This is a genomic window from Nocardioides astragali, assembly GCF_024436375.1.
GTDB classification, from domain to species: Bacteria; Actinomycetota; Actinomycetes; order Propionibacteriales; family Nocardioidaceae; genus Nocardioides; species Nocardioides astragali.
Genome location: NZ_JAFMZM010000002.1, coordinates 166,284 through 193,104 on the forward strand (window position 1 = coordinate 166,284; position 26,821 = coordinate 193,104).

General features: G+C 69.8%; 23 protein-coding genes and 1 pseudogene. 11 read left to right on the forward strand and 13 right to left on the reverse strand.

Annotated elements, in window-relative coordinates:
* Positions 1 to 92 precede the first annotated feature (92 nt).
* The 4 genes from ppk2 to J3P44_RS05930 form a co-directional block, all read right to left on the reverse strand.
* The gene (ppk2, locus tag J3P44_RS05915; RefSeq protein ID WP_255889328.1) at positions 93 to 935 is read right to left on the reverse strand and encodes a polyphosphate kinase 2; all 843 of its coding nucleotides are present in this window, start codon (positions 933 to 935) and stop codon (positions 93 to 95) included.
* A 73-nt stretch (positions 936 to 1,008) separates the two neighbouring features.
* Positions 1,009 to 1,524: a flavodoxin family protein gene (locus tag J3P44_RS05920; protein ID WP_255889329.1), complete on the reverse strand. Its 516-nt coding sequence runs from the start codon at positions 1,522 to 1,524 to the stop codon at positions 1,009 to 1,011.
* Between the two features lie 11 nt (positions 1,525 to 1,535).
* Complete coding sequence (locus J3P44_RS05925; protein WP_255889330.1) at positions 1,536 to 4,208, reverse strand: cation-translocating P-type ATPase; 2,673 nt, start codon at positions 4,206 to 4,208, stop codon at positions 1,536 to 1,538.
* Positions 4,192 to 5,088 (reverse strand): universal stress protein, encoded by an 897-nt coding sequence (locus J3P44_RS05930; RefSeq protein ID WP_255889331.1) that lies wholly within the window; start codon positions 5,086 to 5,088, stop codon positions 4,192 to 4,194. The genes J3P44_RS05925 and J3P44_RS05930 overlap by 17 nt, the downstream gene beginning before the upstream one ends.
* A gap of 175 nt (positions 5,089 to 5,263) precedes the next feature.
* Between J3P44_RS05930 and J3P44_RS05935 the strand changes: the two genes are divergently transcribed.
* On the forward strand, positions 5,264 to 7,906 hold the full coding sequence (locus J3P44_RS05935) for a cation-translocating P-type ATPase (protein WP_305122145.1): 2,643 nt from the start codon (positions 5,264 to 5,266) through the stop codon (positions 7,904 to 7,906).
* Here J3P44_RS05935 and J3P44_RS05940 read toward each other — a convergent pair.
* Genes J3P44_RS05940 through J3P44_RS05950 form a run of 3 tightly spaced genes read right to left on the reverse strand, consistent with a single transcriptional unit; the run spans position 7,887 to position 10,215 of the window.
* The gene (locus tag J3P44_RS05940; protein ID WP_255889333.1) at positions 7,887 to 8,624 is read right to left on the reverse strand and encodes a hypothetical protein; all 738 of its coding nucleotides are present in this window, start codon (positions 8,622 to 8,624) and stop codon (positions 7,887 to 7,889) included. The genes J3P44_RS05935 and J3P44_RS05940 overlap by 20 nt on opposite strands.
* A gap of 27 nt (positions 8,625 to 8,651) precedes the next feature.
* Positions 8,652 to 9,614 (reverse strand): hypothetical protein, encoded by a 963-nt coding sequence (locus tag J3P44_RS05945; RefSeq protein ID WP_255889334.1) that lies wholly within the window; start codon positions 9,612 to 9,614, stop codon positions 8,652 to 8,654.
* Positions 9,595 to 10,215 (reverse strand): hypothetical protein, encoded by a 621-nt coding sequence (locus tag J3P44_RS05950; protein ID WP_255889335.1) that lies wholly within the window; start codon positions 10,213 to 10,215, stop codon positions 9,595 to 9,597. The genes J3P44_RS05945 and J3P44_RS05950 overlap by 20 nt, the downstream gene beginning before the upstream one ends.
* 158 nt (positions 10,216 to 10,373) lie before the next feature.
* Here J3P44_RS05950 and J3P44_RS05955 point away from each other — a divergent pair, with 158 nt between their 5' ends.
* Positions 10,374 to 11,024, forward strand: coding sequence for a DUF305 domain-containing protein (locus tag J3P44_RS05955; protein WP_255889336.1), 651 nt, complete (start codon positions 10,374 to 10,376; stop codon positions 11,022 to 11,024).
* Between the two features lie 212 nt (positions 11,025 to 11,236).
* Here the strand turns inward: J3P44_RS05955 and J3P44_RS05960 are convergent, their stop codons facing one another.
* Genes J3P44_RS05960 through sqr form a run of 3 tightly spaced genes read right to left on the reverse strand, consistent with a single transcriptional unit; the run spans position 11,237 to position 13,334 of the window.
* On the reverse strand, positions 11,237 to 11,746 hold the full coding sequence (locus J3P44_RS05960; protein ID WP_255889337.1) for a DsrE/DsrF/DrsH-like family protein: 510 nt from the start codon (positions 11,744 to 11,746) through the stop codon (positions 11,237 to 11,239).
* A 25-nt stretch (positions 11,747 to 11,771) separates the two neighbouring features.
* Positions 11,772 to 12,086 carry a TusE/DsrC/DsvC family sulfur relay protein gene (locus J3P44_RS05965; protein WP_255889338.1) on the reverse strand — a complete coding sequence of 105 codons (315 nt, stop codon included), beginning with the start codon at positions 12,084 to 12,086 and terminating at the stop codon, positions 11,772 to 11,774.
* A gap of 3 nt (positions 12,087 to 12,089) precedes the next feature.
* Positions 12,090 to 13,334 (reverse strand): type III sulfide quinone reductase, selenoprotein subtype, encoded by a 1,245-nt coding sequence (gene sqr, locus J3P44_RS05970; RefSeq protein WP_255889339.1) that lies wholly within the window; start codon positions 13,332 to 13,334, stop codon positions 12,090 to 12,092.
* Positions 13,335 to 13,650: 316 nt separating this feature from the next.
* On the opposite strand from sqr, the pseudogene J3P44_RS25755 reads away from it, so the two are divergent.
* Together J3P44_RS25755 and J3P44_RS25760 are read left to right on the forward strand one after the other, a co-directional pair.
* Positions 13,651 to 14,241: pseudogene (locus J3P44_RS25755) on the forward strand (universal stress protein); the annotation flags it as partial.
* Entirely contained in the window at positions 14,225 to 14,485 is a 261-nt protein-coding gene (locus tag J3P44_RS25760) for a universal stress protein (RefSeq protein WP_372496520.1), read from the forward strand. The pseudogene J3P44_RS25755 and the gene J3P44_RS25760, both read left to right, overlap by 17 nt.
* Positions 14,486 to 14,601: 116 nt before the next feature.
* On the opposite strand, the gene J3P44_RS05980 is transcribed toward J3P44_RS25760, so the two are convergent.
* A complete protein-coding gene (locus J3P44_RS05980) occupies positions 14,602 to 15,651 on the reverse strand; it encodes an alcohol dehydrogenase catalytic domain-containing protein (RefSeq protein ID WP_255889341.1) in 1,050 nt (349 codons plus the stop codon).
* Positions 15,652 to 15,945: 294 nt separating this feature from the next.
* Here J3P44_RS05980 and gap point away from each other — a divergent pair, with 294 nt between their 5' ends.
* The 6 genes from gap to J3P44_RS06010 all read left to right on the forward strand — a co-directional run bounded on the left by gap (position 15,946) and on the right by J3P44_RS06010 (position 24,033).
* Positions 15,946 to 16,959 (forward strand): type I glyceraldehyde-3-phosphate dehydrogenase, encoded by a 1,014-nt coding sequence (gap, locus tag J3P44_RS05985; RefSeq protein WP_255889342.1) that lies wholly within the window; start codon positions 15,946 to 15,948, stop codon positions 16,957 to 16,959.
* Between the two features lie 154 nt (positions 16,960 to 17,113).
* A complete protein-coding gene (locus J3P44_RS05990; protein ID WP_255889343.1) occupies positions 17,114 to 17,695 on the forward strand; it encodes a 2-oxoacid:acceptor oxidoreductase family protein in 582 nt (193 codons plus the stop codon).
* Complete coding sequence (gene porA, locus J3P44_RS25415) at positions 17,688 to 18,887, forward strand: pyruvate ferredoxin oxidoreductase (RefSeq protein WP_255889344.1); 1,200 nt, start codon at positions 17,688 to 17,690, stop codon at positions 18,885 to 18,887. The genes J3P44_RS05990 and porA overlap by 8 nt, the downstream gene beginning before the upstream one ends.
* Positions 18,887 to 19,900: a thiamine pyrophosphate-dependent enzyme gene (locus J3P44_RS06000; RefSeq protein ID WP_255889345.1), complete on the forward strand. Its 1,014-nt coding sequence runs from the start codon at positions 18,887 to 18,889 to the stop codon at positions 19,898 to 19,900. The genes porA and J3P44_RS06000 overlap by 1 nt, the downstream gene beginning before the upstream one ends.
* Positions 19,893 to 21,533: an NAD(P)-binding protein gene (locus J3P44_RS06005; RefSeq protein WP_255889346.1), complete on the forward strand. Its 1,641-nt coding sequence runs from the start codon at positions 19,893 to 19,895 to the stop codon at positions 21,531 to 21,533. The genes J3P44_RS06000 and J3P44_RS06005 overlap by 8 nt, the downstream gene beginning before the upstream one ends.
* Before the next feature lie 76 nt (positions 21,534 to 21,609).
* On the forward strand, positions 21,610 to 24,033 hold the full coding sequence (locus J3P44_RS06010; protein WP_255889347.1) for a phosphoketolase family protein: 2,424 nt from the start codon (positions 21,610 to 21,612) through the stop codon (positions 24,031 to 24,033).
* 8 nt (positions 24,034 to 24,041) lie between these two features.
* On the opposite strand, the gene J3P44_RS06015 is transcribed toward J3P44_RS06010, so the two are convergent.
* Positions 24,042 to 25,166, reverse strand: coding sequence for an acetate/propionate family kinase (locus J3P44_RS06015; RefSeq protein ID WP_255889348.1), 1,125 nt, complete (start codon positions 25,164 to 25,166; stop codon positions 24,042 to 24,044).
* A gap of 190 nt (positions 25,167 to 25,356) precedes the next feature.
* On the opposite strand from J3P44_RS06015, the gene J3P44_RS06020 reads away from it, so the two are divergent.
* Positions 25,357 to 25,743 carry a hypothetical protein gene (locus J3P44_RS06020; protein ID WP_255889349.1) on the forward strand — a complete coding sequence of 129 codons (387 nt, stop codon included), beginning with the start codon at positions 25,357 to 25,359 and terminating at the stop codon, positions 25,741 to 25,743.
* A 40-nt stretch (positions 25,744 to 25,783) separates the two neighbouring features.
* Here the strand turns inward: J3P44_RS06020 and J3P44_RS06025 are convergent, their stop codons facing one another.
* The gene (locus J3P44_RS06025; RefSeq protein WP_255889350.1) at positions 25,784 to 26,809 is read right to left on the reverse strand and encodes an alpha/beta hydrolase; all 1,026 of its coding nucleotides are present in this window, start codon (positions 26,807 to 26,809) and stop codon (positions 25,784 to 25,786) included.
* Positions 26,810 to 26,821: the final 12 nt, after the last annotated feature.

Consider the following 26,821-nt stretch of genomic DNA (forward strand, 5'->3'; position numbering starts at 1 on the left):
TCACTCCCCAGCCAACCCCGGTGCCTACGGGCCCCGGCAGGTGCGAAAGACCCTTCCGAGCAGGACCAATGCCCCGGGGGCAAGCGAGCCGGTCAGTACAGCTGCGGAACGAACGTCTGCTCGTGCATCGGGGGGCGGACGTAGGGGATGTCCCTCACCTCCGGGAGCTCCACGGGTGGAGGCGCGACGTCCTCGTAGTCGAACTGGGCGAGCAGGTGGCTGATGCAGTTGAGCCTGGCCGCTCTCTTGTCGTCGGACGGAACGACGTACCAGGGGGCCTGCTTGATGTCGGTGTACTGGAAGGTGGTGTCCTTGGCCATCGAGTAACGGACGTAGAGCTCACGCTCCGCGAGGTCCATGTCGGACAGCTTCCACCGCTTGACAGGCTCGGCGTTGCGCGCCTCGAAGCGCCGTTGCTGTTCCTCCGCGCTGACCGAGAACCAGTACTTGAGGACGACGATCCCGGAGCGGACCAGCATCCGCTCGAACTCGGGGCAGCTGCGGAGGAACTCCTGGTGCTCCTCCTCGGTGCAGAAGCCCATCACCCACTCGACGTTGGAGCGGTTGTACCAGCTGCGGTCGAACAGGACCATCTCGCCCGCGGCAGGCAGGTGCTCGACGTAGCGCTGGAAGTACCACTGGGTGCTCTCACGGTCGGTCGGTTTCGGCAGCGCCACGATGCGCACGGTGCGGGGGCTGGTGCGCTCGGTGATCCGCTTGATCACCCCGCCCTTCCCCGCCGAGCCACGGCCCTCGAAGATCACGAGGACCTTCAGGCCCTGGGACTGGATCCAGTACTGGAGGAGCACCAGCTGCTCCTGCAGCCGCTCCATCTCGGCCTCGTAGACGGACGACCGAAGTCGTCCCTTGGGGGTGTAGCGCTCGTCGCTCGTCCGGCCGTAGCGGTTCACGGTCATCTCCGGCTCGGACTGCACGCGGGGGACTCGGCCATCTCGCCTCCTTGTCAGGGCCATCGTCACCCCGCACGGTGGCGGCGGCAAGCAGCGGTCAGGCGCCCCTCGTGCGGGCGAGATGGCGGTCAGCCAGCTCCTCGCCCCACAGTCGAGCTCGCTCGACCTCGCCCGGCAGCAGCGGGCCGGCCATGTCGTCGACGTAGAAGCTGCTGGTGGCGACCAGACGTCCGAGGTGGTGGCGACGCACCTCCTTACCGGCCGCCTTGGCCGCGGAGCCGGGCAGGTGGCGGACCGATCCGACACGCGTGTCGAAGGTCGCCACGTCGAGGTGGTCTGATGCCTCCAGCTGGGCGAGCCATTCGCGGACACCTGGCTCCGTGGGACCCGCTGGCGCTCCCTTCGCGATGGCGTCGCGCCGCGTCGAGGGGCGAGTCAGCGAGAAGGCGTGAGTCGGCCCGCCGACCACGAGGAGGTCGACGCCGCCGGGCACCGGCACCGGTGCCTCGGTCACGGGGACGGCTCGGGCGTCGGACCCGATTCCGGCGGCCACGGCCTCGGCCACGGTCTTGGTGTTGCCCCACATCGACTCGTAGACGACCAGGGTGTTCATCACGGCGCTCCTCAGTTCTCGGCGTACTTTCCTGAATCGTGCGCGCAACCGGCGCCGGGGGTCAGAGGCGACGGACCCGGTCCGGCGCGCCGTTGGTCCCTGGCGGCCGTTGCGTTCCGCCTCGTCTTGACCAGGCCGTCGACCAGCACCACTCCCGCGCCTGTCGCCAGAGCGCCGGCCCAGCCGAGTCCGCTCGGCCAGGAGCCGCCCAACAGGTCGGCCAGCCATGGGACGCCCACGAACGCGACCAGCAGCACGATCTCCGCGACGACTGCAGCCACCACGAGCGGATTGTCCGCCGGTCGCAGCCTCCAGACGGGGCGGGTGGTGCTCCGGCAGGCGAAGGCGTTGGCCATCTGTCCGATCGCGATGGCTGCGAAGGCTGAACCCGATGCCACGGCGAGCAGGTGCGCGGACGGCTGCTCCCCCCACCGCCATCCACCATGCACCAGGACGGCGGTGAAGGTCGCCATCGACAGCGTTGCCTCGGTGACGCCCAGGACCAGTAGCGAACGGCGCATCAGGGCCCGGTCCAGCAGCACGCGCGGCGGCAGGCCACGCATGATGCCTTCCCGCGGCGGCTCGGCACCCAGCGCCAGGGCCGGCAGCATGTCGGTGCCGATGTCGAGTGCCAGCACCTGCAACACCGCCAGTGCCAGGGGATAGCTGCCGCCCGACAGCGCCCACACGGCGAAGGGCGCGAGCTCGGCCACGTTGTCGGTCAGGTGGTACGTCAGGAAGCGGCGCACGTTCTGGAACGTCGCGCGCCCCTGCTCGATCGCACGCACGATGGTCGCGAAGTGGTCGTCGAGCAGGACGAGGTCGGCGGACTCCCGGGCCACGTCGCTACCGCTGGCGCCCATCGCCACCCCCACGTCGGCCTCGCGGAGGGCGGGAGCGTCGTTCACGCCGTCGCCCGTCATCGCGACCACGTGCCCGCGCATGCGGAGGCACCGCGCGATTCGGAGCTTGCCCTGCGGGACGACCCTGGCCACGACGGCGCCGTGCGGGGTGTCGAGGATCTCGGCGAGACGGGCGTCGTCGTGGGGGAGCGCGCGTCCGTCGAGCACCACGCCTCCGGGGGCCAGCAGCCCCACCTCCTCGGCGATGGTGCGGGCAGTCCTGGGGTGATCGCCGGTCACCATGGCAACGCGGATGCCAGCAGCCCGGCACCGAGCCAGAGCCTCTGCGACGTCGGGACGCGGTGGGTCCTGCAGGGCAAGAAGGGCCAGGAAGTGGAGGTCGTGCTCCATGTCGTCGCAGACCTCGCCCGACCACGTACCCGTAGCCACAGCCAGGACGCGCCGCCCTGCGCCGGTCAGGGCCTCCAGCCGCTCCGCGCTGTCGACCGGAACGTCGCGGCACCTCCCCAGGACGGCCTCCGGGGCACCCAGCACGGAGACGACCCCGTCGGACAGGTGCGAGCTGAGCATCCGGTCCGCGGTGTAGGCACGTCGGGTCCCGTGGTCCGGTGCCTGCGGCACTCCGAGTCGCAGCGTCAGGCAGTGCACCGCGGCGTCCATCGGGTCGCCGTCCGAGACCCAGGAGTCGTGGCGCTGCACCGTGCGTCCAGTGACACAGGCGAGCGCCGAACGGGCAGCGCCCACGGCCAGCACCCGCGCGTTCTCGCTGCCGCTGATGGTGGCCACGGGGTCGTAGCCACACCCGTGGAGCGTCACCGGCCCCCAGCGTGTGACCACCTCGACGACGCTCATTCGGTTCTGGGTAATCGTCCCCGTCTTGTCCGTGCAGATGAAGGTCGTGGCACCGAGGGTCTCGACCGCGTCCAGGCGTCGCACGAGCGCGTTGTCCCTCGCCATCTCGCGGGCCCCTCGTGCGAGGGAGAGTGTCACCGTCGGCAGCAGGCCCTCCGGCACCAGTGCCACCGAGACGCCGACGCCGAAGAGGAACGCCTCGGTTGTCCCGAGTCCCAGCACCATGGAAGCGACAGCCAACGAGACACCGGTCACTGCTGCGAGGACGGCGACGATCCTGACCACCCGGTCCAGCTGTTGGGTGAGAGGGCTCGGCGGACGATCTGCCTGGCCCGTCAACGACGAGATCCGGGCGAGGGTGGTGTCCTGCCCTGTGGCGTTCACGATGGCACGGCCCTCTCCGTCCATGACGAACGTTCCGGCGAGCAGGCGATCGCCCGGTCCGTGCGGCACGGCCCCGCTCTCTCCCGTGACCAGGGACTCGTCCACTGACAACCCGTTCGCTGCCAGCACCACGACGTCCGCCCCCACCCGGTCACCGGCGGAGAGGAGGACGACATCATCGACGACGAGCTGGTCGGCCCCGACCGAGGCAGATGCGCCGTTGCGCAGGACCCGGGTCAAGGCCGGGAGCAAGGCACGCAGGCGCTCGGTGGATTGGTCAGCGCGGTACTCCTGCCAGAACGCGAAGCCAGCATTCAAGAGCACGATGACGACGATCGCGGCTGCGAGCTCGGGCATCCCGGCCAGCAGGGCGAGGCCTGACGCGACCCAGAGAAGCACGGCCAGGAGGTGGGTGAGCTGACCTGCCAACATCCTCCAAGCGCCGGGACGCACCGGCTCCGGCAGTCGGTTCAGGCCGTCGCGGTGCTGCCGCAGGACCACCTCAGCGGTCGTCAGGCCTGCGCCGCGACGGAGTCCTGGCGCCCTCGCCGGCCAACCAGCTGGTGCATCAGGCGTGGTCGTCATCGCCGACGTCGGCCGGGACCACTGCTACGTCCCCGACCGCCTCGCGCACGACCACGGGAGTGACGTTGCCCCACACCACCGTGTCGAGGAGTGGCATCTTGTGATGCCCGATGACCACCAGGTCGTGGTCGTGTGTCGCCTTGATCAACCGGCGGTCGGCGAACCCGCGCGAGAGGGTCAGGTGTACGTCCACCTCTGGGTAGCGGGCGACGTGCGATGCGATGGCCCCCGACAGCTCGCCGCGCTCCTCGTCGTAGCCCTGCTCGTCCGGCGCCACGTCCCCGACGGGGCGGGTGACGTCCCAGAAGCACCGCAGCACGGTCAGGGGGCACGATCTCTTCCCAGCGACGCGGAACGCAAACGCGAGCGCGGCGTCCGAGCGCGGGTCGCAGTCCGTGCCGACCAGGACCGAGCGCAGCCCGGTGGCATGTGAGCGCCGCACGATGACGACCGGGCAGCGCGCCTCCTTCGCAACGCCTTGAGCGACCGATCCGAGCAAGACGGACTCGACGGCCCCCAGCCCCGTCGCCCCGACGACGACCACGGCCGCGTCGCGCGACGCACCGACCAGTCCTGCCCTCGCTCCACCGTGGTGCAGGACCGTGCGCACCTCGATGCCTCCTGGTGTGTGGACGCGGTGGGCCGCTTCCTCGAGGAGGGTGTGATGCCGCTTCGACGTACGTGGGTCCGTCGCCGACGAGGCGCGGGCGAAGGCCACTGGCTGCCCAGCACGGATCGAGGAACCCGTCGCGTGGAAGATCTCGAGTGGCCGCTGCTCCGCCTGGGCGTGGTCGTACGCCCAGTCGAGGGCGAGCTCCGCGCCGAGGGATCCGTCGTAGCCGACGATGACTGCTGCACGGGTCGTGAGATCGGTGTCCATGTCACCAGCCTGCGATGACGACGGTGGTCGAGGCAGGGCCGAGGGTCATGGACCGGAGGGGACGTTCGGCCCCGGCGGACGGTCGCGGCTGAGCGCCCCCGTTGGCCCAGGCATGCCGATGGTGGGACCTTGGTCCTGAGCCGTACCGACGCTCGACCCTGTCCCAGGACCTTTCCTGCGTCGAGGCTCGTGGAAGGCCGACCCGGAGGAGCGCCATGAGCAGGGACGAGGTCCCGGATCCCGTCGCCACGGACCGGGCGTCGAGAAGGTTCGCGCCGTGACCGGTGCGCGCCCGCAGGACGGTCTCACGTCAGCGGAGGCCGCGACCCGGCTCGCGGAGCTGGGGCCCAACGAGGTGCCCTCGGCCCCGCCGGTGCCCTTGGCGCGACGGGTCCTGGCGCAGCTCGCCGATCCGATGATCCTGCTGCTCATCGGTGCGTTCGTGGTGGTCCTGGTCCTCGGGGACGTCGCCGACGGCGTCATCATCGCAGCCGTGGTGGTCCTCAACACCGCGATCGGGGTCGTCCAGGAGGTACGTGCCGAGAACGCGATCTCCGCACTCGAGCGGGTCTCGGCACCTCGGGCACGAGTTCGGCGGGACGGAGGGTGGGAGGAGCTGAGCTCCCGGTTGGTGGCGGTGGACGACGTCGTACGCCTCGAAGCCGGCGACGTCGTGCCGGCGGACCTGCGGCTGTTCGAGGCAGTGTCCCTGGAGGTGGACGAGGCGTCGATGACGGGGGAGTCATTGCCGGTCTCCCGGCGCGCCGGTGACGAGCTGCTGTCAGGCACTGTCGTCACCCACGGGCGCGGGACGGGCGTCGTGGTGCGCACCGGCGCACACAGCGGTCTGGGACGCATCGCGGCGCTCATCGCCCAGACCCGACTGCGCCCTACGCCGCTGCAGCAGCGTCTCGCCCGGCTCTCGCGGCAGCTCGTGACGGTGACCGCCGGCCTCGCGCTGCTCGTGGTGGTGCTCGGGGTCGTCCGCGGCGACAGCATCGCCGATGCGCTGATCCTGGCCGTCAGCCTGGGCGTCGCTGCCGTGCCCGAGTCACTGCCGGCCGTGGTGTCGGTGGCGCTGGCCATGGGAGCGCACCGCATGGCGAAGCGGTCCGCTCTCGTGCGGTGGCTGCCGGCCGTGGAGACGCTGGGTTCGGTCTCGGTCCTGGCGTCGGACAAGACAGGCACGTTGACCGAGGGGCGGATGACGGTGCAGCGGGCTTGGACACCGCTCGGCATGAGCACGGTCAGCGGTCGGGGCTACGAGGTGGCCGGTGACATCGTGGGTCCGAGCGCAGGGCAAGCCGCTCGGCTCATGCGGGACCTGGCGCTGTGCAACGAGGCGCGCATCTTCCGGGACGGACCTGACGACTGGCGGATCGTCGGGGACCCGATGGAGGCCGCTCTGCTCGTCGCTGCCGCAAAGGGAGGCGTCGAGCAACCGACGCTGCGAGACGCGTGGACGCGGGTCGACGAGGTCCCCTTCGACAGCGAGAGCCAGCGCATGACGACGGTCGATCGCCACGAGGACGGTTGTCTCCTGGAGGTGGTCAAGGGAGCCCCCGAGGTGGTGCTGGACCTGGTTGCGGGCTCGCCCGACGTGCACGAGGCCCGTCGCGTCGCGCACGACCTCGCCGATGGTGGCTACCGGGTGCTCGCCGTGGTCGACCGTCTCAAGTGCGCACGGGACGAGGTCTCGGATGGTGTGGCCTCAGAGGATGTCGTCGTCCATGAGCTCGTGGGGTTGGTCGGGATCGTCGACCCGTTGCGCGCCGAAGCCGCCGGCGTCGTGAGCGCCTGTCACGACGCCGGGATCCGGACCATCCTCATCACCGGTGACCACCCGGCCACAGCTCGCGCCATCGCGGTCGAGGTGGGCATCGCCACTGACGGTGCCCAGGTCGTCTCCGGCGATGCGGTGGCCCGGGGCGAGCACGTCGAGCAGGTCGAGTCGATCGCCGTCTACGCGCGTACGCGACCCGAGCAGAAGGTCGACATCATCGACGCCTGGCAGGCGCGCGGGCACGTCGTGGCCATGACCGGTGACGGCGTCAACGACGCACCGGCCCTACGGCGGGCCGACCTCGGGGTTGCCATGGGGGACAGGGGTACGGAGGTCGCCCGGCAGGCAGCCGACCTCGTTCTGGCGGACGACCAGCTGCGCACCGTCGTGCACGCCGTGGAGGAGGGGCGGCGGATCTACGCCAACATCCGCGGCTTCCTGCGCTACGCACTGGCCGGGGGGCTCGCCGAGGTCGCCGTCATCCTGCTGGGTCCGTTCGTGGGCCTGGGCTTTCCTCTCGCGCCCGCCCAGATCCTCTGGATCAACATGCTCACCCACGGGGTGCCGGGTGTCGCCTTCGGCAGCGAGCCGCTCGACCGGAGCACGATGCACCGGCCCAGTCCCTCGCCCGAGCGGTCGGTCCTGGGAGGCGGGCTGGTGCGCCAGATCCTGGTGGCTGGGGCGCTGATCGGAGCCGTGAGCCTGGCGGCCGGACTGCTGGCGGCCTCCCGCGAGCAGTCGGTGCAGACCTGGGTCTTCCTCACCCTCGGTCTCGCACAGCTCGGGCTGGCGCTGGCGCTCCGAGCCCCGCGCCGCGGGCTGGGCTGGCGCAGCCGCGGCCTGGAGGCAGCGGTCCTCGCCGCGGTGGCTCTCCAGCTGGCCGCAGTGACGTGGTCGCCCGTGCAGGACCTGCTCGGGACGCGTGCCGTCGGAACCGGCGAACTCGCCCTGTTGACCTGTCTCGCCGTCGTGCCCGGTGCGGTGACCGCGATGCAGCAGGCGGTCGGCCGCCGCGTCACACGCTCGGTGGGTTGAATGCGGGGGACTTGTCACTGGCGAGGTACAGCTCAGGACGGAGTGGTTCCCGCCCTGACTCGTGCGGTGTCGGTCGTTGTTCGGCACGACTCTTGAGCCCACGCAGCATTCCCGTCGCCATGACGAAGTCCGCCGGGATGATGGTGGCGATGTAGAGCGCGGTGAGCCACCACGGACTCATGCGTCCGCGCACTCTGAGATGCACTCGGGTCCAGGCGTCCGGCAGCTCGGTCAGGTGGACGGTCCACGTCCACGTGATCCGCGCGTCGTACCTCTCGTTCCACCCCGGTGGTAGGTGGGTCTGCGACCTCAGCACGAGCAGGTCCGGCGGCTCGACCAGAGCGACGCGGAAGTACGCGGTGCCCGGCCTTCCGTCCGGGATGATGTCACCGATGCGGAGGTTCCTGACCAGTTGTGGGTCGAGTCGTTCGAGGCTCTCCCAGTTGTCGGCGAAGAGCAGTGTGTCCACCCAGTGCGGGGTGTAGTAGCCGCCCAGGTGCCATCCCATCTGGCTCAGCCAAGGCCAGATCTCCCCGGGCCGCGCGTGGATGGTGAGACCGTGGTTCATCACCATCTGTGGTTGTGGGACGAGCTCGTCTCCGGGAAGGCGCGCGGCACGTTCTTGCGGCATAGATCCGGCTCGCCGGCCGAGCACCTGGAGCGTCGTGTAGGCCGCAGCCAGCCCGGCTGCGCTGCCCATCGTGGATGTTCGGATCATCTCGTTCACCTGTGAGTCGAGCGTTCTTCAGGCGCCGCCGACAGCCCCGGAAGAGGTGCGGTGGGGCGGGGTCCGTCCCGGTTGGGTATGGCCTGCTCGATCCTTGTCATGACTTCCTCCCCTCCCAGACCGTGGCCCGAGGAGCAGCAGGACCAGCCCGGTCACGTACAGCAGCACGATGACGGGCTCGCCGGGGTCGTAGGCGACAGCGCCGGGGACGTCGGCAGCGACCTGGAACGGCATCGCCACCACATAGCTGAGCTGGTGCAGGACGCCGGCGAGGAGGGCCAGGCCGGCGAGCGCATAGCCCCATGGCGCACGCCGCCACAGCAGAAGGGCTGCGGCGGCGTAGAGGGGTACGAGCAGCGTCAGGTCCAGTGCCATCCCGAGATGAACGACTGTGTCCGTCTCCACCAGCTTGCTCCCCGTCGGTACGTCGCCGGTCATGGCGTTGTCGATGGCGAGATAGGCCCACATGCCGCCCAGTGCTGCGGCCAGCAGTCCGAGGATCCCGGCAACGGTGCGCACCTTGGTCCGGGCGCCGAAGCGGGTGGCGAGCGCACTGAGGTCGAGCGACGTCAGCGACAGGCCGAGCGCGACGAGTCCCGTCGCGAAGATGGCTGCGTGCAGGAGGAACAGGTCGTTGAACCCGGTGCCGAACAGGTAGTACGCGTAGGTGTAGACGACGTACCCGATCAGGCTGGCGACGACGAGGTGCGCCACCGCCGAGCCGCGCCACGCGCGATGCGCCGCGCCGGCGAGGGCCGGCGCCACCACCAGCACGGTGACCAGATCGTAGGCGCGCAGCATCTCCGCGGTGGCCTCCGCGCCCGTGTAGACGTCGTCCACCAGGAGTCCGATCAGCGCCGCGGATGCGATGAGCCCGACAAGGAACCAGGTCAGCCCGATCGTCGGACCGAGGGCGCCGCGGCCTCGCGGCGGCACATCGGGATGGTTCGGCATCCGCTGGTCATGCGCATCGAGCGTCATGACGCCTGCTCCTTCCTGCGACCACCAGGCCGGCCTCCCAGCCGGGCGCGCGGCCGTGTGCGGGCGGGCCGAGCGAATCCATGTCGTGGCCCGACATCGCGAGGAGCCAGGAGACGAGGGAGTTCGAGTTCCACATGTCACCCGTACCGAGCTCATCACGACCCCACGTGGCGGTCGGGAAGGTAGGGGTGAGGGAGACCACCTGATCGGCCTGCGACGGATCAGCGCTGAGCCGCTGAGGACTCCCGACGGCCTCGGCGACGTCGGGAATGGCCCCGTCGCGCCAGCAGCGGACCTCGTAGCGGAACATCCGGGACCGTTCGAGGCACCTCAATCCCACAGGGCCCTCGCCCACCACCCCGCGATCAGGGGCGTCGGTGCTCCACACCGGAGCCATCTCGATGATGAACCGGCCCCGGACAGTGCGAACGTCAAGTGCGGCGTGGTAGAGGTCGCGGGGGTCGCGGTGCTGGCAGTGCGCGGCAACCCACTCGAAGATCCGACCGTTGCTTCGGACACAGTGGGTGTTGTCGCCGGCGCCGAGTGGCAGCCAGTAGAGGTCCACGCTGGCGGACGCAGGGACGACTTCCTCGGTAGACATGGTCGAGACCTCCTACTGCCAGCGAACGCCTGGGCGAGATCCCGGGGCAGGTGCAAACGTCGCCGTGCGTCGGGACGTTCGGCTGGTGTGACACGAGACCTACTGCCCTGTCCACCCACGCGCACGCGGGACACGGTTGGCGGGAAAGGAGGTCTGCCATGAACCGGACCTGGAAGATCGTCGCGCTCACCTCGTCGTTGTGGGGGGCTCTCCTCGTGGTGGTGGTGATGCTCGTCGCCCCGCCCGTCCTCGACTGGCGGAGCGACGGCTGGACGAGCGATCACAGCAGAGGCCTCGTACACATGCGTGGCGACGACATGCATGGCGACTCGGGCAACGGCATGTGGGCGACCAGCGAGTACGCCTACCTCGCCGAGATGGTCCCGCACCACCTCGAGGCGATCGCTGCAGCGCAGGAGCTGCGCCGGTCCGAGAGACCGGAGGTGCGACAGCTCGGAGAGGACATCGTGGCGTCGCAGCGCGCGCAGGTCCGCCTGATGGAAGGGTGGCTGGACCGCTGGTATCCGGACCGTCCCGCCCGCGATCCCGGCTATCAGCCGATGATGAGGGACCTGAGCGGGCTGGACGGCGACGCGCTCGACCGGGCGTTCCTGACCGACATGGTGCGCCACCACATGATGGCGATCATGAGCTCGCAGCACCTCCTGCTCAGTGGTGACGTCGAGCACCCCGAGGTGGCGGACCTCGCTGCCGCCATCCGCGACGAGCAGCGCGAGGAGATCGTGCTCATGCGCCGGTTGCTGACCGGTGACCAAGCCCCGGGACTGCGTATCTGTCCCACTCGCTAGCTCAAATCTCCTCCGGGACCATCTGGATCGCGCCGGTGTCGTCGATGCTGCATTGCGCTCCGAGCCAAACGTGGGGAAGGCCTATGCCTGGCGGCCCTCGTCAACGCGGCGATGGACAGCAGCTAGCAGCGATGACGGCGCCCTAGCCGCCGCGACCGTGCACACGTACGGAGAACACGGCGGTTCCTTCCCGAGCTTGTGCCGATCCCTCTTCAGATGAAGAGCAGCTGCGCGCCGGCTGTGATCTCGATGAAGTCGGCTGCGCTGATGATGGCCTCGACCGCGTCGTAGAGGTCGTCCTCCTCCAGGTGCTGCATGTCGGCCGACATCCGGCACGCCCAGAGGTGACCGCCGGAATCGACGATCTGCTGCAGGAACTCCGGCACCTCGGGCACTCCGATCGCCTCGATCGACTTCTTCATCTGGTGGGTCGCCATGGCCGTCATGCCGGGGAGGCCCCCCAGTGCTTGCGGCATGTGGGTGGCGGTGTTGCCGAGCATGGTGAACTTGAGGTCGGCCATGGTCTTCTTGTTGATCATGTCGAAGCCCCAGAAGGTGAAGAACAGGTGCGTCTCCACGCCCTCACCGAGGGCGGCGTTGGCCAGCACAAGTCCGGGATAGGCCATGTCGAGGTTGCCTTTGGAGCAGATGATGGCGAGCTTTCGATCGGTGTCGACGTTTGCGAAGGCGGGCACGATCGGGGTGGGCTGTGTGGTGGTCATGTCTCTCGTCTCCTGGTCTTGGTCGTCAGACGCATCCGTGCGGCTTGGGTAGGCCCGCCACGTAGGCGAGCTTCTTGGCCGGCTTCTGCGGGAAGAGCTGGAACAGCGACTTGGTCGGGATCCCGCCGACCACGCTGACCCTGCGCAGGGTCGCGGTCTCGCCCTGCTCGGCGAAGTCGTCGCGCAGGAACCGGATCGCCTTCCAGTGCTCGTCGGTGAGGTCAATGCCGATCTGGGCGGCGAGGCACGTGGCCAGTGACTCGGTCCACTCGTGGGGATCGAGCAGGAAGCCCTCGTCGTCGACCTCGATGGTGTGGCCGTCGATGGTGGTGGTGGGCATGGCTCATGCCTCCTTGTTCGGTGTGTGCTTCCCCGCCATCGACATGTGCGAGGGGAGCGGGACTGGACGACCGGGAAGCAGCACGTTCCAGTAGATGTACCGGAAGGCGAGCTTCCCGAGGTGGTTGGTGCGGGTCTCCTCGAGCAGGCTCAGCGGCCCGACGTAGGGCAACGGGTAGCGGCCGGGCAGGGGCTCGGTGTCGTAGTTGAAGTCGATGAGCAGGGCCTTGTGGTCACCAGACTCGACGAAGCAGTTGGCGTGTCCGTCGAACGAACCGGTCATCGGCGAGCCGGCGACGTGCTGGAGGAAGTTGTCGACGAAGACCTCCACGGCGAAGTGCGCCACAGAGCCTGCCTTGGAGGCCGGGATGTTGCTGGCGTCGCCGACGGCGAAGATGGTGTCGTGCTCGACGGACAGGAGCGTGTGCTTGTCGACCGGCACATAGTTGAGCTCGTCGCCCAGCCCCGAGCGGGCGACGAAGTCCGCACCCATGTTGAGCGGAACCGTGACCAGCAGGTCGAACGGCACCTCCCGCTCGTCGTACGACACCAGCGTCTTCCGCTCTTCGTCGATCCGCTCGACGATGAAGTCGGACTCGATTCTGATCTTTCGCTCCTCGAGCATCGAGCCGAGCCGTTCGGACGCGATCGGCTTGGTGAAGGCGCCGTCCAAGGGAGTCACGAACACCACCTCCACCCGGTCCCGGATGCCCTTCTCGCGCAGCCACGCCTCCGCCAGGAAGGTGAACTCCAACGGGGCAACTGGGCACTTGATCGGCATCTCCGTGATGTGCACGACGAGCCGACCGCGATCGAACGCTGACAGCGCCTCGGCGAGCGCTTCCGCGCCATCGAGGGTGTAGAAGTCGAAGATGCTCCTACGCCACTCGGACCCGACCATGCCGGGGGTCTGGTCGGGTCGCGGTGTGGTCCCGGTTGCGACGACCAGGTAGTCGTAGTCGAGCTCGCGGCCGTCGGTCAGCATGACCCGCTTCGTGCTCGTGTCGACGACATCCACCTCCCCGACGACGAGCTGGACGCCGTCGACCATTGAGTGATGTCGGGGTCGGACGATGTCGCCCCGGGCGTAGGTGCGGAAGGGAATGAACAGGTAGCCCGGCTGGTAGTGGTGGTCATCGTCCTGGTCGACGACTGTGATGCTCCATTCCTGCATGCCGAGCCGACGGCGGAGCTTGTTGACGATCATGGTCCCGGCCGTGCCGGCGCCCAGGACGACCAATTTCCTCATCGTTCCTCCATCGTTCGAGCCTCGCTTCCACGCTAGGTACGGCCGGCGGCGGCGCACACAGGCCAAGGACCCGTGCGGGTAGGTACTTCTGCCCCTGCTTGTGCCACCGCCTCATTGCGACGGAGGGGACACCGGCTACGTCACTGACCTACCTCGTCACCAGCGCCCCAGTGCTGTCGTGGACGCCGCCGAGCACACCTCGCACCTCGACCGACCGTCAGCGCTCGGGCGATGGTCTGGCGCAACCGACGGAAGGCCCGGCAGCGCGGGTCCAAGGACCCTGCCGCTGGGGAGACGGGCGGTCCAGGATCCAAATATGGACGACATCACTGGAACCATCCTCGTTGGCTACGACGGGTCCCCTGACGCTGACCTTGCACTCGAGTGGGCGGCGCAGACTGCCCTTCTCGAGCACGTGCCCGTGCAGGTGGCCGTGGTCGAAGACCTCGGCGCCCTGCCGGGGGTCGCCTGGTGGCCCGAGGACTACTGGCCGGAGGTGGCGGAGCGCGCCCAACAGGTGCTGACGAAGGCCGGCATCGAGGACAACACGATCACCCTGAGGCGCGGGGCGTTGGTGCCCACCTTGACCGCCTTGGCTCATGACGCGTCGCTCCTCGTGCTGGGGAGCCGCGGACACAACCGGGCAGGGGAGTTCTTCGTGGGCTCGGTGAGCCAGCACCTCGCCCGGCACGCCCCGTGCCCCGTCGTCGTCGTCCGTCCCACGGAGGGCCCCGCCCACCGCATCGTGGTCGGGCTCGACGGCTCTGCAGGCAGTGAGGCAGCCCTCGACTTCGCCTGCCGACGTGCCCGGGTCACCGGCGAGAAGGTCTCGGCGGTGCGTGCCGCCAGGACCCGTCCGGTGCACCTGGACGGCAAGGGACAGCTGCCCGATGCCCTGGGGGCGTTCCTGGCCGACCAGGAGCAGCAGCTGTCGAGGTCCGTGGCCGCGGCTGCGACAGAGAATCCCGACATCGACCTCGAACCAGAGTTACGCCCTCTCCCCGGCCGACGCCCTCGTCGGGACCTCGCGTCACGCGTCACTGCTGGTGGTGGGCTCGCGCGGACTCAACGCGTTCAGCGGCATGCTCCTCGGCTCGGTGAGCCACGAGGTGCTCCACCGAGCCCACTGCCCCGTCGCCGTGGTGCGGTGAGCTCGTAGCTCCCCGTCACCTACTCATCGCCCAGTGCCGGGACGCGCGAGCGCGCGATCGGCACCTGCGCAGGTGGCGGATCGGTCCTCGATGCGCCACCACGAGTCGCGGGAGGCTCAGACAGCGTCGGGGTTGAAGAGGGCGACCTTGAGGGCGCCGGTCTCACCGGCGCGCTCGAAGACGTCGTAGGCGTCCTGCATCTCGTCGAGGCCGAAGGGGTGGGTCAGCAGTGCTGACACGTCGACCAGGCCCTCGCTGAGCAGGCGGAGGAGCAGCGGTGTCGTGCGGGTGTCGACCAGGCCGGTGGTGATGGTGATGTCCTTGATCCACAGGCTCTCGAGGTGGAGCGTCGCGGGACTCCCGTGGACCCCGACGTTGGCGACGTGGCCGCCGGGCCGGACGAGTGCGGTGCAGAGCACGAAGCTGCCGGGCACGCCCACGGCCTCGATGGCGACGTCCGCTCCCAGTCCCGCGCTGAGCTCTCGGACCAGTGCTTCCGCTTCGGCGTCCGAGCCGACGGCGTGGTCCGCGCCTGCCGTCATGGCGTGCTCCCGACGTGACGCTGCGGGGTCGACCATGATCACCTGCGAAGGGCTGAAGAGCCGAGCCGTGGCGAGGGCGGCAAGTCCGATGGCGCCGGCGCCGACGACGACGACGGTGTCGCCGGGCCCGACGTGGCTGGCGAGGACCCCGATCTCGTACGACGTGGGCAGGATGTCGGCCAGCATCAGCGCGTCCTCGTTGCTCACGTTGTCGGGCAGGACGTGCAGCGAGTGGTCGGCGAACGGCACTCGGACGCGCTCCGCCTGGGTGCCGTCGATGGTGTGACCGAGGACCCAGCCGCCTCCGCCGAGGCACTGGCCGTAGCGGCCCTCCTTGCAGAAGCGGCAGCGTCCGCACCCGGAGATGCAGGAGACCAGCACGCGCTGCCCGATCGCGATGCCGTGCACCTGGTCCCCGATCTCCAGGACGGTGCCGACGGCTTCGTGGCCGAGGATGCGTCCCGAGTCCACCTCGGGGACGTCGCCCTTGAGGATGTGCAGGTCGGTGCCGCAGATGGTGACCGCGTCGACGCGGACGATGGCATCCTCGGGCTCCTTGATCGCGGGGTCCGGGACATCGATCCAGGAACGGTGGCCGGGGCCGCCGTAGACGAGTGCCTTCATGATGAAGCTCCTTCTCGAGGGTGTGCGGGATGGTGGCTGACCGTGGCGGGGCAACGGACGGGATGAACGAGCCGGTCGAGGGTGGTGGGTCGTCTCATGCTCCGAGCGTAGGAATCGCGGGGACCCCACGCTGCGGCCGTAGGTCCCGTGCCCCCGGGACCTTGTGCACGGGGCTGGCGGATGCCTGACGAAGGGCCCGCGCGACGATGACCTTCGACCCTGTGGGTCTCCCCGCCCCCGGACGAACGTGAGGCATAGACCTCCGCGACCGCGGCGGCGAGGGAGGGCACCACGATGAGCATCCGGGTCGGGATCAACGGCATGGGCAGGGTCGGACGGGCGTTGCTGCGTCGCGCCGCACAGACCGACGATCTCGAGGTGGTGGCCGTGAATGACCTCATGGACGTCCGCACGCTGGCGACGCTCCTGCGCCGCGACAGCACCTTCGGCCGGTTCCCGGGGGAGATCGAGGTGGACGGCGACGTCATCGTCGTCGACGGCCGCAAGGTGTCCGTCTCCTCGTTCCGCGACCCCGAGCAGCTGCCCTGGGCCCAGGAGAACGTGAAGGTTGCCGTGGAGTGCACCGGCAAGTTCCGCACCCGGGACCTGGCGGCCGGACACCTGCGCGCCGGAGCCGCCAGCGTGGTCATCTCGGCCCCGGGCAGGTCCGTGGACGCCACGATCGTGATGGGTGTCAACGACGCGGTCTACGACGGTGCCGCGCACCGGGTGGTGTCCAACGCATCGTGCACCACCAACTGCGTGGCGCCGATGGTCAAGGTGCTCCACGACGCCTTCGGTGTCGAGCAGGGGTTCATGACCACCGTGCACGCCTACACCGGCGACCAGAACATCCTCGACGGCCCCCACAAGGACGCACGTCGGGCAAGATCGGCCGCCGTCAACATCATCCCGACCACGACGGGTGCCGCGAAGGCGGTCGGGGAGGTACTCCCCGAGCTCGCCGGCCGGCTCGACGGAGTGGCGCTGCGGGTACCCGTGGTGGACGGTTCCCTGGTCGACCTCGGGGTGCTGCTCGGCCGCGACGTGATCGCCGAGGAGATCAATGCCGCCTTCTCGGCCGCGGCCGCGGCAGGACCGCTGGCCGGCCTGCTCAGCTACGAGGACGGTCCGCTCGTCTCAACCGACGTCATCGGCGACGGAGCGTCGTGCGTCTTCGACGCCAGCCTGACGCAGGCTTCGGGACGCTTCGCCAAGGTCTTCGGCTGGTACGACAACGAGTGGGGCTACACGTGCCGCCTCGCCGACATCACCCGCCTCGTCGGCAGCTCGTCCGACACCCCCTGAGCCCGGTCACCGCCGGGCCCTCACCACACCGATCGGAGAGGAACACCATGGAGACCATCCGTTGGTTCGACGATCCGTCGAGGCGCATGCCCGAGGCACCGCTCGCGCGCCACCGGCTGCGCCACCACGCGTCGGTGGGGGAGGACTGAGACCGGTGTTCAGCGTACGGATCCACGGACGGGGCGGGCAGGGTGCGGTCACCTCCGCCGAGACGTTGTCGGTCGCGGCGTTCGACCAGGGCCTGCACGCCCAGGCGTTCCCCAGCTTCGGTTCGGAACGCACCGGTGCGCCCGTGGTCGCCTTCTGCCGGATCGATGACCTGCCGATCCGCGCACACGACCCGGTGTCGGAGCCCGATGCGGTCATCGTCCAGGACCCCACGCTGATGCGCCTCGTGCCGGTGCTGGCCGGGATCCCGGCGGGCGGCTTCGTGCTGGTCAACAGCTCCCGCCCGTTCCCGGAGCTCGGGATCGACGACCTGGTGTCGGGTCTGGATCCCGGCCGGCTCGTGACGGTCCCGGCGACCGACCTCTCGCGGCGGGTGCTCGGCCGGGCGCTTCCCAACACTGCTCTCCTCGGCGGCTTCGCCGCCCTGACCGGGGTGGTCAGCCTGGCCGCCGTCCAGGACGCCATCCGACAACGGTTCGGCGGCGAGGTGGGGCAGGCCAACGCCGAGGTCGCGCGGCTCGCCCACGCCCACGTCCGCCTCGCCATCGGGGGTGGGATCCGTGCTTAGGCAGGTCGAGGGCTCGCGAGCAGTGGCCGACGTGGTCGCCCGGTGCCGACCGCAGGTGGTCGCGGCGTACCCCATCTCTCCCCAGACCCACATCGTCGAGGCCCTGTCCGACCTGGTGCGCACGGGTGAGCTCGCGCCCTGCGAGTACCTCATGGTCGAGTCGGAGTTCGGTGCCTTGTCGGCCTGCATCGGTGCCTCGGCAGCCGGGTCGCGCACCTACACGGCCACCGCCAGCCAGGGACTGCTGTTCATGGCCGAGGCACTCCCCAACGCATCAGGGCTCGGGCTGCCCGTGGTGATGACGGTCGCCAACCGGGCCATCGGCGCGCCCATCAACATCTGGAACGACCACTCCGATGCCATGTCGCAGCGCGACGCCGGGTGGATCCAGATGTTCGCCGAGTCCAACCAGGAGGCAGTCGACCTGCACGTCCAGGCCTTCGTCCTCGCCGAGCGCCTCTCGCTCCCGGTCATGGTCTGCATGGACGGCTTCGTGCTCACCCACGCGGTCGAGGAGATCGACGTGCCGGAGCAGGACGTCGTCGACGCCCTGCTCCCACCCTTCGTGCCGCGGCAGGTACTTGACCCGGCGGCACCGGTCACGATCGGCGCGATGGTCGGACCCGAGGCCTTCACCGAGGTGAAGTACCTCGCCGCCGAGCAGCAGCTGCGTGCGCTCGACGAGATCCCGGTGGTCGCGCAGGAGTTCGAGCGCGCCACCGGTCGTCGCTCGGGAGGGCTCGTGGGCACCTACCGCATGGACGACGCCGTTACGGCCGTGGTCGCGATGGGCTCGGTGCTCGGCTCGGTCAAGGACGTCGTGGACCAGCTGCGTGACGAGGGGGTCCGCATCGGTGCGGTGACCGTGACGTGCTTCCGGCCCTGGCCGCTGGACGAGGTCCGGTCGGCCCTGGCGCACGTCGAGCGGGTGATCGTGCTCAACCGGGCCTTCTCGGTCGGCTCGGGCACGATGCTGGGGCAGGACGTCCGGCTGACGTTGTCGGCCTCCGAGGCGCCCGTGTACGACGTCGTCGCCGGTCTGGGCGGACGAGCCGTGACGCGCGCCAGCGTGCAGGCCCTGCTCGCCGCGGTGCTGGGGGGGAAGGTCGATCCTGACCGGCTCCACTTCCTCGACCTCGACGAGGCCCTCCTGGGCCGCGACTCCACACCATCGCTGCTGAAGGAGTCGTGATGACGACCACCGACCTCAAGCTCTACCAGATCGGCACCTTCGCGGCCGGCAACCGGCTGCTCGACCCGGACGAACGCTCCGTCCAGGCGGATCCCGGGCGTGCGAACGCCATCACCTCGGGCCATCGCGCCTGCCAGGGGTGCGGCGAGGCGCTGGGAGCGCGGTTCGTGCTCGATGCGGCGATCCGGGCCGCGGAGGGGAACATCGTGACTGCCAACGCGACGGGCTGCCTCGAGGTGTTCTCGACCCCCTATCCCGAGTCCGCGTGGCAGCTGGCATGGGTGCACTCGCTCTTCGGAAACGTGGCCGCCGTGGCGAGCGGCATCGCCGCAGCGCTGAAGGCCCAGGGCCGCGAGCACATCAGGGTCGTGGCGCAGGCCGGGGACGGCGGCACGGTCGACATCGGCCTCGGGTGCCTGTCCGGCATGTTCGAGCGCAACGACGACGTGCTCTTCGTCTGCTACGACAACCAGGGCTACATGAACACCGGGGTCCAGCGCTCGGGGGCGACACCGCCCGCCGCGCGCACCGCCACCACCAAGCCAGTGGGGGTCGAGCCGGGCAACGTCTTCGGACAGGGCAAGGACCTCCCGCGGATCGCCATGGCGCACGAGATCCCCTACGTGGCCACCGCCACGGTGGCGGACCTGCGCGACCTCGAGCGCAAGGTGGAGAAGGCGATGTCGGTGCACGGCGCGCGCTACCTGCACGTGCTGGTGCCCTGCCCGCTCGGGTGGGCGTCGGCGTCCAAGGACACGATCCGACTGGCCCGGCTGGCCACGCAGAGCGGCCTGTTCCCGGTGTTCGAGGCCGAGCACGGGGTAGTCACGGCGACCACCCCGATCCGGCAGCGGGTCCCGGTGGAGGATTACCTCACTCTCCAGGGGCGCTTCGCGCACCTGTTCGGCGAGCCCGGACGTCCCGACGTGGTCGCCCGCATCCAGGCGGGCGCCGACCGCAACATCGTCAGGTACGGCCTTGCGGCCGAGAATGAGGTGGTTCCCCATGGCTGAGCCCCAGCTGCCCTTCGCGATCACCCTCGGGCCCGGCTCCAGCAGGTCGGACCTCACGGGCTCGTGGCGCACCGAGCGGGCGACGTACGTGACCCGCCAGGCGCCCTGCGGCAACGCCTGCCCCGCGGGGGAGGCGGTGCGCGACTGGCTGTACGACGCCGAGGAGGGCGACGCCGGCTACGAGCGCGCCTGGCGCCGCATCGTCGAGACCAACCCGTTCCCGGCCGTGATGGGCCGGGTCTGCTACCACCCGTGCGAGACGAGCTGCAACCGGGGGCAGCTCGACGAGTCCGTGGGCATCAACTCGGTCGAACGGTTCCTGGGCGACCGGGCTATCGAGCTGGGCTGGTCGTTGCCAGCTGTCGCCGCTCCCACGGGACGCCGGGTGCTGGTCGTCGGTGCAGGCCCCGCCGGGCTCTCGGCCGCCTACCACCTGGTCCGGCTCGGGCACGACGTGACTGTCAGGGAGGCCGAGTCCCGGCCCGGCGGGATGATGCGCTGGGGGATCCCGCGCTATCGGTTGCCCCGGTCGGTGCTGGACGCGGAGGTGCAGCGCATCCTCGACCTGGGCGTACGCCTGGAGCTCGGCGTCCGTGTCGACGACCTCGCCGGGACGATGGCGGCGGAGCACTTCGACGCCGTCCTGGTGGCGATCGGGGCCCAGGTGGGCCGGCGGGCCTACATCCCGGCCGGCTCTGCCGCTCACGTGCTCGACGCCGTCACCGTGCTCCATGGCATCGAGGCGGGGGAGCGACCCCTGCTGGGTCGCCGGGTGGCGGTCTACGGAGGCGGGAACACCGCCATCGACGCAGCGAGGACGGCGAGGAGGCTCGGCGCCGCCGACGCGCTCGTTGTCTACCGCAGGACGCGGGAGAGGATGCCAGCGCACGAGAGCGAGGTTCAGGAGGCCGAGGAGGAGGGCGTCCGGTTCCGCTGGCTGTCCACCATCGGCGAGGTCGAGGAGTCCTCGATCGTCGTTGAGCAGATGGAGCTCGACGAGACAGGGTTCCCGCAACCCACCGGACGCACCGAGGTGCTGGCGGCGGACTCGGTCGTGCTCGCCCTCGGTCAGGAGTCGGACTTGTCACTGCTCACCGGGATCGAGCAGGTGGACCTCGCCCGTGGCGTGGTGCACACGAGCCCCACGATGATGACCGGGCAGCCGGGGATCTTCGCCGCCGGCGACGTGACGCCGGGTGACCGCTCGGTGACCGTCGCCATCGGGCACGGTCGCGTGGCGGCCGAGCGCATCGATGTCTGGCTCGCCGGCCTGGCCCCCGCGCCCGAGCCGCCACGGGAGCTCGCGGCCTTCGACATGCTCAACACCTGGTACTACGAGGATGCGCCGCGCGCCCATCGGCCGCGGTTGGAGCTCGTCCGCCGGCAGTCGACGTTCGAGGAGGTCGTGGAGGGGCTCGATGTCGACAACGCGCTCTACGAGGCGCGCCGCTGCATGTCGTGCGGCACGTGCCTGTCGTGCGACAACTGTGTCGCGGTCTGCCCCGACAACGCGGTGGTCAGCCTCGGCATGCCCGGCAGCTACGCCATCGATCTCGACTACTGCAAGGGCTGCGGCATCTGTGTCGCCGAGTGTCCGTGCGGGGCGATCGAGATGGTGCCCGAGGAGATCTGACCGGCTCCTGTTCAGGGCGCGTAGCGTGACGAACGGCGGCGTCCGCCGCCGTCTGATGACGAGCGGAGGAGCACCGATGGTGGACGAACGGCTCACGGACGACCAGGTCGCCGCACTCGACGCATGGTGGAGGGCCGCGAACTACCTGTCTGTCGGCCAGATCTACCTGATGGACAACCCCCTGCTGGAGCGGCCGCTGGAGCGCGAGGACATCAAGCCGCGTCTCCTCGGTCACTGGGGGACCACTCCAGGTCTCAACCTGCTGTGGACGCACCTCAACCGGCTGATCCGCGAGCGTGACGTCGACGCGATCTTCCTGGCCGGGCCCGGCCACGGAGGGCCGGCCGCCGTGGCCAACGCGTGGCTGGAGGGCACCTACAGCGAGGTCTACCCCCACGTGGGGGACGACGCGAGAGGCATGCAGGAGCTGTTCCGCCAGTTCTCCTTCCCTGGCGGGGTGCCGAGCCACGTGGCGCCGGAGACACCCGGCTCGATCCACGAGGGCGGAGAGCTGGGTTACGTGCTGTCCCACGCCTACGGCGCGGCGATGGACAACCCTGACCTCGTGGTCGCAGCCGTGGTCGGCGACGGTGAGTTCGAGACCGGTCCACTGGCGACGTCGTGGCACGCCAACAAGTTCGTTGACCCGGTCAACGACGGCGCAGTGCTGCCCATCCTGCACCTCAACGGCTACAAGATCGCCAACCCCACGATCCCGGCGCGGATCCCGCGCGAGGAGCTCCTCGACCTGCTCAGGGGCTACGGCCACGAGGTGCTGACGGTGGAGGGTGACGATCCCGACGATGTGCACCGACAGCTCGCCGCCGCGCTCGACCAGGGGCACGACCGGATCCGCGAGATCCAGTCCGCCGCGCGGGAGGACGGCGACCTCGAGCGGCGACCATGGCCGATGGTCCTGCTCGTCACCCCGAAGGGGTGGACGGGACCGGGCGTGGTCGACGGGGTCCAGGTCGAGGGGACCTGGCGCGCGCACCAGGTGCCACTCTCCGGCACGCGGGAGAACGACGAGCACCGGGAGCTGCTCGAGACCTGGCTCAGGTCCTACCGGCCGGACGAGCTCTTCGACGACGCCGGACGGCTGGTCCCGGAGCTGCGAGAGCTGGCGCCGCACGGGGAGCGCCGGATGAGCGCCAACCCGCACGCCAACGGCGGCCTGCTGCGGCGTCCGCTCCGGCTGCCCGATTTCCGCACCCATGCGGTCGAGGTGGAGTCCCCGGGGGTCTCGGTGCACGAGGCGACCCGGGTGCTGGGTCACTACCTGGTCGACGTGGTGCGCGAGAACCCGGACAACTTCCGCATCTTCGGCCCGGACGAGACGGCGTCCAACCGTCTGGACGCCGTCTACGAGGTGACCGACAAGGTCTTCGCCGGCGAGCTCCTCGAGGTCGACGAGCACCTGGCACGCCAGGGCCGGGTGGTCGAGATGCTGTCGGAGCACACGTGCCAGGGGTGGCTGGAGGGCTACCTCCTCACCGGTCGACACGGGCTCTTCAGCTGCTACGAGGCTTTCATCCACCTCGTCGACTCGATGGTCAACCAGCACGCCAAGTGGCTCAAGACCACGCGAACGATCGAGTGGCGTCCCCCGATCCCGTCGTTGAACTACCTGCTCACCTCGCACGTGTGGCGCCAGGACCACAACGGGTTCTCGCACCAGGACCCGGGCTTCATCGACCACGTCGTCAACAAGCGGGCGGAGGTGGTGCGCGTCTACCTGCCACCGGACACCAACACGCTCCTGTCGACGATGCGTCACTGCCTCGACAGCACGCACTACGTCAACGTCGTGGTGGCGGGCAAGCAGCCGACGTTCGACTGGCTGGACGCCGAGGCCGCCGATCTGCACTGTGCCCGCGGGCTGGGGATCTGGGACTGGGCTTCGACGACCGACGGGGACCCCGACGTCGTCATCGCCTGCGCGGGGGACGTGCCGACGATCGAGGCGCTCGCAGCGGCGTCGATGCTCCGCGAGCACCTGCCCGAGCTCGGGGTGCGGTTCGTCAACGTGGTCGACCTGATGCGGCTACAGGACGAGACGGAGCACCCGCACGGGCTGTCAGCGCGGGACTTCGACACTGTGTTCACTGCCGACAAGCCGGTGATCTTCGCCTACCACGGCTATCCGTGGCTGATCCACCGGCTGACCTATCGACGCACCAACCACGCGAACATCCACGTGCGTGGCTACAAGGAGGAAGGCACGACCACCACGCCGTTCGACATGGTGATGATGAACGACCTCGACCGCTACCACCTCGTCATGGACGTGATCGACCGTGTCCCCGGCCTGGGTCAACGGGCTGCGGGCCTGCGGCAGCAGATGGTGGACACCCGCCGCCGGGCTCGCGCCTGGACCCGCGAGCACGGTGAGGACCTCCCCGAGGTCCGTGACTGGGCGTGGTCGGCAGAGGCCAGTCCGGAGCGCACCTCCTCGCCGTCGACCACCGCGCAACCAGACACCGCGGCCGACCACAACTGAGCGAGCCCTCAGGAGAGCAGGGCAGCCACCTGGCGGGCGATCGAGAGCTCCTCGTCGGTGGGGACCACCAGCACAGTGACAGGGGAGTCGTCCGTCGAGATGCGGGCCGGGCCCCCGCGTACGTCGTTGCGCTCGGGGTCGATGTTGATCCCCAGGCGGTCGAGACCGGCCAGCACGTCGCGCCGCACCCGGGCGACGTTCTCCCCGGTGCCTGCGGTGAACGTGATGACGTCGGCACCGCCGAGCACCGCGAGGTAGGCGCCGACGTACTTGCGCAGGCGGTGGCAGTACACGTCGTACGCAGTCCGCGCCGACGCGTCACCGCCGTCGACGGCCGTGACGAGGTCCCGGAAGTCCTGGATCCCGCTGAGCCCAAGCAGTCCCGAACGGTGGTTCAGCAGGTCGTCCAGCTCATCAAGGTCCAGGTCGCCCACGCGCATCAGGTGGAGGAGCACCCCGGGGTCGAGGTCGCCGGCGCGGGTCCCCATCACCAGGCCCTCCAGCGGCGTGAGGCCCATCGACGTCTCCACCGATCGGCCGGCGCGCACAGCCGTGGCGGAGGCGCCGTTGCCCAGGTGCAGGATCACCTGGTCGAGATTGCCGAGGGGCCGTCCGAGGAAGTCGGCGGCCGCCTGGGCGACGTACTCGTGGCTGATGCCGTGCATGCCGTAGCGCCGGATGCCGAGTCGGTGCGCGAGCTCGGCGTCGATGGCGTACGTCGCCGCGGCCGGGGGAAGGTCCGCGAAGAACGCCGTGTCGAAGACCGCCACCTGCGGCAGCCCGGGGTACGCCGCCATGGCCTGACGGATGCCGGCGATGGCCGGCGGGTTGTGCAGCGGCGCCAGGGGCACCAGCTCCTCCAGGCCCGCCAGCACGTCGTCGTCCACCAGCGTTGCGGACACGTACTGCTGCCCACCGTGGACCACACGGTGGCCGACCGCTGCCAGCGACGTCTGGTCGATGCCCTCTCTCGCGAGCTCCTCGCTGAGCGTGCGCAGCGCCTCTGCGAACTCATCCGAACCGAGACGCTCCACGTGCCCTCGGGTCAGCGACCGGCCTGTGTCCGGACGGACCACCTGGTACTTGAGGGACGACGACCCCGCGTTCAGGACGAGCACCGGCCGGGCGGTCATGAAGCCTCCTTCATCACGATCGCTTCGCACCCTAGTCCGGCCGCAGGGGCTTGAGGACCTTCAGTCCTCCTGAACAGACCGATCGACCCTGCCGTCCCTCACCACGGGGCGTCAGGCTGACGACAGAGACACGAAGGCGAGCCACGGTCGTGCTGTCGCCCGGACTGCCTCGACAGAGGAAGGAGATGTGATGACTCGTAGCGACTCGGCGGGTGTCGACAGCATCGACGCACGCACGACAGTGGAGATCCATCTCGAGGAGCTGGGCCAGCACTCATGGCTGGCCGCGCTCGCCAACACGCTCACCGGCACGTTCGGGAGCGCTCAGTTCCGCTTCGTCGCGCGGCCCCGCGGAGCACCGGATGATCGTCAGGCTCACGTCTGCGTCGGGGCGACGTTTCCCGTCATGCGGTTCCAGGACCTGGACAACGAGACTGAGCCCAACGCTTGGTCGGACGTGGCGCATGATCGGCTGGCAGAGCTGGACGCGGAGCTCGTCAGACAGGGTTGGCGGCGCTCACCGACTCGCGGGCGGCACTGGTGGTCGACCGTGTACGAACCCGCCGCACGTCCATGAGCGAGCTGACTCGGCAAGCCAGGGAGATCGAGTGCGCTCCTCAGCGTTCTCCCTCGAGTGCGTCATCGAGGAACGTCACCACTCGATCCTCCCAGTCGGCCGGTGCTTCCCTCAGTCCTCGGGTGTGGCCCGCGCCGGGCACGGACCAGGCCGTGACGAGGTCGTCGGCCGGTCCTTGCATGTGGTCGGCTGCCAAGGCTTCATCGGGTTCCTGGCTAGCCGTGATGAGCAGGAAGGCCGTGGGGTCCGGACGGGTGGTTGCGATCGAGATCGACTCGCGTAGTGGCGCCGGTTCGGGCGCGTCGCTCAACAGAGCGGTCAACCAGTAGGTGACGACGTCGATCCGCTGCTGTGCCTCCCCCCGCACACCGTACGCAGCCAGATACTCCTTGTCGTCCGCCACCCTGTTGGTGGCCCCTTCGGCCACCACCGCGGCCACGCGGTCGTCCTCACCGGCAGCGCCGATCGCCTGCTCACCTCCCATCGACATGCCGACGAGCCCGATGCGTCGTGGATCGACCCCGGGCTCCCTCGTGAGGAAGTCGACGGCGCCCGCGGCGTCGGCCTCGCCGTACCACCCGAAGTCCATGCCTCTGCCGGCGCTCTCGCCGTGCCCGCGCGCGTCGAAGAGCAGGACGCCGTAGCCATGCTTGGCCAGCACCGCCGCATGTGCCAGCACTGCCGAGCGCGTGGACCCGGCGCCGTGCATGAGGGCGACGGCAGCGCCGTCCCGGGTCGGGACATACCATCCGGCCAGCTCCACCCCGTCGCTGCTGGAGAAGGTGACGTCGCGGTAGGACACCCCGACGTCGGCCGGGGTCTGCTCGCCCAAAGTCGGGCGTGGGGCGTACGACGCGGCGACCGCCTGACCCAGGGTCCAGAGGATCAGGTAGGTGGCGAGGGACAACAGCGCGACGACGGCCACCCACCACCTGCGCCGAGCCGACCGGAGGATGCGCCAAGCGCTCCATCCCGAGAGGGCGACTCCCAGGACCATGAGGACGAAGCCCGTCACGGCCAGGGAGCTGATGCCTTGCTCGGCGTAGTGGCGTGGGCCAAGTCCCACGCCTACTGCGAG

What these genes read in the sequence shown, in the direction of transcription:
- gap (WP_255889342.1), top strand. Translation starts at nt 15,946, where the DNA reads ATGAGCATCCGGGTCGGGATCAACGGCATGGGCAGGGTCGGACGGGCG.
- J3P44_RS06000 (WP_255889345.1), top strand. Translation starts at nt 18,887, where the DNA reads ATGACGACCACCGACCTCAAGCTCTACCAGATCGGCACCTTCGCGGCC.
- J3P44_RS05925 (WP_255889330.1), bottom strand. Translation starts at nt 4,208, where the DNA reads ATGACGACCACGCCTGATGCACCAGCTGGTTGGCCGGCGAGGGCGCCA.
- J3P44_RS06010 (WP_255889347.1), top strand. Translation starts at nt 21,610, where the DNA reads ATGGTGGACGAACGGCTCACGGACGACCAGGTCGCCGCACTCGACGCA.
- sqr (WP_255889339.1), bottom strand. Translation starts at nt 13,334, where the DNA reads ATGAGGAAATTGGTCGTCCTGGGCGCCGGCACGGCCGGGACCATGATC.
- J3P44_RS06020 (WP_255889349.1), top strand. Translation starts at nt 25,357, where the DNA reads ATGACTCGTAGCGACTCGGCGGGTGTCGACAGCATCGACGCACGCACG.
- J3P44_RS05950 (WP_255889335.1), bottom strand. Translation starts at nt 10,215, where the DNA reads ATGTCTACCGAGGAAGTCGTCCCTGCGTCCGCCAGCGTGGACCTCTAC.
- J3P44_RS05960 (WP_255889337.1), bottom strand. Translation starts at nt 11,746, where the DNA reads ATGACCACCACACAGCCCACCCCGATCGTGCCCGCCTTCGCAAACGTC.
- J3P44_RS06005 (WP_255889346.1), top strand. Translation starts at nt 19,893, where the DNA reads ATGGCTGAGCCCCAGCTGCCCTTCGCGATCACCCTCGGGCCCGGCTCC.
- J3P44_RS05920 (WP_255889329.1), bottom strand. Translation starts at nt 1,524, where the DNA reads ATGAACACCCTGGTCGTCTACGAGTCGATGTGGGGCAACACCAAGACC.
- J3P44_RS05940 (WP_255889333.1), bottom strand. Translation starts at nt 8,624, where the DNA reads ATGATCCGAACATCCACGATGGGCAGCGCAGCCGGGCTGGCTGCGGCC.
- J3P44_RS06015 (WP_255889348.1), bottom strand. Translation starts at nt 25,166, where the DNA reads ATGACCGCCCGGCCGGTGCTCGTCCTGAACGCGGGGTCGTCGTCCCTC.
- J3P44_RS05930 (WP_255889331.1), bottom strand. Translation starts at nt 5,088, where the DNA reads ATGGACACCGATCTCACGACCCGTGCAGCAGTCATCGTCGGCTACGAC.
- J3P44_RS05980 (WP_255889341.1), bottom strand. Translation starts at nt 15,651, where the DNA reads ATGAAGGCACTCGTCTACGGCGGCCCCGGCCACCGTTCCTGGATCGAT.
- J3P44_RS05955 (WP_255889336.1), top strand. Translation starts at nt 10,374, where the DNA reads ATGAACCGGACCTGGAAGATCGTCGCGCTCACCTCGTCGTTGTGGGGG.
- J3P44_RS25760 (WP_372496520.1), top strand. Translation starts at nt 14,225, where the DNA reads ATGCCCTGGGGGCGTTCCTGGCCGACCAGGAGCAGCAGCTGTCGAGGT.
- J3P44_RS05965 (WP_255889338.1), bottom strand. Translation starts at nt 12,086, where the DNA reads ATGCCCACCACCACCATCGACGGCCACACCATCGAGGTCGACGACGAG.
- J3P44_RS05945 (WP_255889334.1), bottom strand. Translation starts at nt 9,614, where the DNA reads ATGACGCTCGATGCGCATGACCAGCGGATGCCGAACCATCCCGATGTG.